Origin of the sequence: Candidatus Protofrankia californiensis (genome assembly GCF_900634765.1) — a bacterium.
In the GTDB taxonomy this organism is placed as follows: Bacteria; Actinomycetota; Actinomycetes; order Frankiales; family Frankiaceae; genus Protofrankia; species Protofrankia californiensis.
On sequence record NZ_CAAAFT010000182.1, the window covers coordinates 1 to 3,894 of the forward strand.

The following is a 3,894-nucleotide window of genomic DNA, read 5'->3' on the forward strand; positions in this document are numbered from 1 at the left end:
TGGATAGCTCACTCATCTCGTGCGACTTCGTGTCGCACTTCCGCGTACCTGGTAGGTCCGGAGGCTCCCGGCGACTGGTGACCGCGATTGTGGAGCCGTGCTCCGCCTGAGGCCGCTCGGTGCTGACGTCGGCGACTGGGCCGTCGGTCGCACGTACCGTCCACAGATACGCCTGACTCCGCCACAGTCCCGTCCGTGTAGGTGGCGCGCGACGGTTACTCCTCGCCGAGAATCCGTAGACCGTGATGATCCCTGAAGTACGTGTAGTCCTTCAGGTTCAAGGTGGCGAGCGGCAGATTGTAGGTGAGGCAGCAGGCCGCGATCCACATGTCGTTGACCGGGCGAGGCTGTCCGGCCCGGGTGGCGCCCGCGGAGAGTTTGCCCCAGGTGGCGGCGACTGCTTCGTCGCCGGGCAGCACAGGGATTCCGGAGAGCCAGTCGGCGAGTTCCTGACGTCGGCGACTGCCCCAGTCTCGCAGGTCGGTCCACTTGGTGAGCTCACCGAAGGTCACGAACGTGATCAGTGGCCGGCGGCCGATCAGGCGGGTTGCCACGGGTCCACTGAGCCTGCGCTTGTGGCTCAGGGAGGCGACGTCGGTGTCAAGGACGACAGGCTGCACGGCGGCCGACTCAGGCGACGTCGCGACGACGCTCAGCGTAGGTGAAGGCGAGGAACTCGTCGAGCTCCTCGTCGGAATCGAAGGTGTCGGCCGCCAGATCGTCGAGGGACCGGATGGGCTGTGTACCTCTCGCGGCCAGGAGCTCCTCGACGGTGACCGCAGGGCGCAGCGGCGGGTACAGCGGATGGCCGATCTCTGGAGTGCTCATGGACGAGGGCCTCCTCACTGGTGTCTCCGGCTGGCTACGAACTAGAACTAGCATACGGCGGTGAGCAGGTCGCGACCCGTGACCGGCTGTAGTCCGAAGAAACCGTCGCCTTGTCGCACACCGGCAGACACCGGGCCTCCGGCATCTTCGGGGCGTTCAGTCCGCGTCGCCGCACGACTGTCAGATCAGACCTCGGCAAGTGAGTAGGCCTTCAGGACCGCCTCGACGTCACCGGCGAGCTGGGCGCGTTTGCCGAGCACGCCGAGTGGCTCGCGGCCAGGCTGGATCGCCGTTCGACAGTGGGGCTCACGACAGGACCACGCCAAGACGTACATGTCCCTTTCGGGTGGGGGAACCACCACGCCGACGGCCCGCGATCGCGAAGAGTGGCCGTCGTCGACACCGAGGAGGGACCTTCGGCCGTCGCCTGTGCCTGCCACCGCATTCGGTGCGGCGACCGCGGTGGCGGCGGTGACGATCCTGCCTGGTGTCAGCGGGCACATCCTCCGCCGCAGCCGCAGGACCCGCCTGCCACGGTTCGTGCGGCGACCTTGCGGCGCTGGCGCTATCCCAGGAACACCACCGCGAGGATGGCCAGAGCGATCGCGGCGGCGATCAGTGTCTGGTTGACCGCGGCGGCGGCTCCGGCTGTGAGCAGCCCCGCGCCGACCAACGGCGGCAGCGTGCAGAACGCGGCGCAGGCGAGCATCCCAGCGTCGCCGACACGGCGGCCCGGCGCGGTGTCCGGGACCGGTCTGAGACGAAACTGGAGGTGACCGGGCCGATCGTCCAGGAGCTGCTGCTGCGCCACGGGGCCCGCACAATGATCGTGGTGTGCCCGCCGAGCCTGGCGTGGAAGTGGCCGACGAGATGCGCGACAAGTTCGGCCCGGAACTCAGGGTCATCAACGGTGAGCGGCTGCGGGAGGTCCGCCGGGCCTACAGGCTGCACGCGAACCCATTCCTGTTGTTCCCGCGAGTGGTCGTGAGCCTGGCGTGGCTGCCGGGGGTGCGGGCGCAGCCCGCCCCGGTCCGCCAGCGCGTCGGTAGCCGGGATCCAGGTGCCGCGCATCGGACTGTCGGACCGCTCCAGTAGCGTTGGTCGGCTGTCTATCAGGAGGTCAGTCGTGCTGCTGGAGGAACTCAGGCCAGGGCTGCGCGTCGACGGGCTTATCCCCGCCGAGGTCATCACGGTCATTGCCGCGCAATGGCACGGTTCCGACGCGCTCGAACTGACCTACAAGACCATCGCCGGCGGCCTCGGCCAGCAGGTCGTGTTCCGCAAGGACCAGGACAAGCTCAGCGTCGCCCAGGCCGGCAGCCGCGCCTTCGACGCCAACGCCAGCGACTTCAAGCTCGTGGCCGAGGCGCAGCGCATCTCGCTGGCCGGGCTGTTCGACCCGATGCTCGCCGTCGCCACCAGCGACGTGCAGCCCCTCCCGCACCAGATCCGCGCGGTGTACGGCGAACTGCTCCCGCGTACCCCGCTGCGCTTTCTGCTCGCCGACGACCCCGGCGCCGGCAAGACAATCATGGCCGGCCTCTACATCAAGGAGCTGCTGCTGCGCGATGACGTGAAGCAGTGCCTCATCGTCGCGCCCGGCGGGCTCGTGGAGCAGTGGCAGGACGAGCTCTTCTTCAAGTTCGGCCTGCGCTTCGATCTGCTGACCAATCAGCTCATCGACTCCCAGGTCAATCTCAACGTCTTCGAGACCAACCCGCTCCTCATCGCACGGATGGATCAGCTCTCCCGCAACGAGCAGCTCCAGGCCCAGCTCAAGGAGACCGACTGGGATTTGATCGTCGTCGACGAGGCGCACCGCATGGGCGCCCACTACTTCGGCGGCAAGCTGCAGAAGACCAAGCGCTTCCAGCTCGGGGAACTCCTCGGCGAGATCACTCGCCATCTGCTGCTGATGACCGCGACCCCGCACTCGGGCAAGGAGGAGGATTTCCAGCTCTTCCTCACCCTGCTGGACCGTGACCGGTTCGAGGGCAGGCAGAAGAAGACCACGGACACCAGCGGGATCATGCGCCGTATGGTCAAGGAGGACCTGCTCACTTTCGAGGGTAAGAAGCTCTTCCCCGAACGCATCGCCGAGACCGTTCCCTACGAGCTGACCTCGTTGGAGTATGCCCTCTACGAGGACGTCACCCACTACGTCCGCGAGGGGATGAATCGGGCCGATCGACTCGGTGGCAAGCGCAAGAACACCGTCGGTTTCGCCCTCACCGTTCTCCAGCGGCGGCTCGCGTCCAGCCCAGAGGCGATCTACAAAAGCCTCGTACGCCGGTCCGAGCGGCTGGAGCGCAAACGGCAGGAGATCCTCGACGGCACCTACCGCGAGCCGGACGCGGCTGTCGAGTGGAGCGCGATCGACACCGACGAGTTCAACGCCGGAGAGATCGAGGAGCTGGAGGAGGAACTGCTCGACGCCGCCACCGCGGCGCAGACGGTGGAGGAACTCAACGCCGAGCTGATCGAGCTGGCCGAGCTGGTGAGGACCGCCAAGGTCGTCCGCGACGCCGGCACCGACCGCAAGTGGACCGAGCTGTCGAACATCCTCCAGGACAACGCGCTGACCACCGACGCGAACGGCTGGCCGCGGAAGTTCATCATCTTTACCGAGCACCGCGACACCCTCGACTACCTCCGGGTCAAGATCGGATCGCTGCTCGGCAAGCCTGACACCGTCAAGGCCATTCACGGCGGCGTACGCCGCGGCGAGCGTCGCCAGATCACCGAGGAGTTCACCAAGAACCGCGACGTCCAGATCCTGGTAGCGACCGACGCGGCCGGGGAGGGCCTCAACCTCCAGGCTGCCCACCTGATGGTCAACTACGACCTGCCGTGGAACCCCAACCGCATCGAGCAGCGCTTCGGCCGCGTCCACCGCATCGGCCAGGAGGAGGTCTGCCGACTGTGGAACCTCGTGGCCTCCAACACACGTGAGGGTGAGGTCTTCACCCGCCTGCTGGCGAAACTCGACCAGATGCGCCAGGACTACGGCGGCAAGGTCTTCGACGTCCTCGGCGAGGCCTTCACCGAGACCCCGCTGCGCACGCT

General features: G+C 67.1%; 6 protein-coding genes. 2 read left to right on the top strand and 4 right to left on the bottom strand.

All coding sequences use genetic code 11. The annotated features are described in order from the left end of the window. Nucleotides 1-215 precede the first annotated feature (215 nt). The 4 genes from DD1DGNOD_RS10095 to DD1DGNOD_RS26810 form a co-directional block, all read right to left on the bottom strand. The gene (locus DD1DGNOD_RS10095) at nt 216-620 is read right to left on the bottom strand and encodes a type II toxin-antitoxin system VapC family toxin (RefSeq protein ID WP_131769972.1); all 405 of its coding nucleotides are present in this window, start codon (nt 618-620) and stop codon (nt 216-218) included. Nucleotides 621-630: 10 nt separating this feature from the next. Further along, nucleotides 631-828 carry a hypothetical protein gene (locus tag DD1DGNOD_RS10100; RefSeq protein WP_112109401.1) on the bottom strand — a complete coding sequence of 66 codons (198 nt, stop codon included), beginning with the start codon at nt 826-828 and terminating at the stop codon, nt 631-633. Nucleotides 829-1,013: 185 nt separating this feature from the next. Next, nucleotides 1,014-1,154 (bottom strand): hypothetical protein, encoded by a 141-nt coding sequence (locus DD1DGNOD_RS26805; RefSeq protein WP_165036570.1) that lies wholly within the window; start codon nt 1,152-1,154, stop codon nt 1,014-1,016. Between the two features lie 239 nt (nt 1,155-1,393). Then, a complete protein-coding gene (locus DD1DGNOD_RS26810) occupies nt 1,394-1,639 on the bottom strand; it encodes a hypothetical protein (RefSeq protein ID WP_165034650.1) in 246 nt (81 codons plus the stop codon). Nucleotides 1,640-1,662: 23 nt separating this feature from the next. Here DD1DGNOD_RS26810 and DD1DGNOD_RS10105 point away from each other — a divergent pair, with 23 nt between their 5' ends. Beyond that, nucleotides 1,663-1,923 carry a hypothetical protein gene (locus tag DD1DGNOD_RS10105; RefSeq protein ID WP_206443062.1) on the top strand — a complete coding sequence of 87 codons (261 nt, stop codon included), beginning with the start codon at nt 1,663-1,665 and terminating at the stop codon, nt 1,921-1,923. 31 nt (nt 1,924-1,954) lie between these two features. After that, on the top strand, nt 1,955-3,894 hold a 1,940-nt coding region (locus DD1DGNOD_RS10110; RefSeq protein ID WP_131769973.1), incomplete at its 3' end, for a DEAD/DEAH box helicase.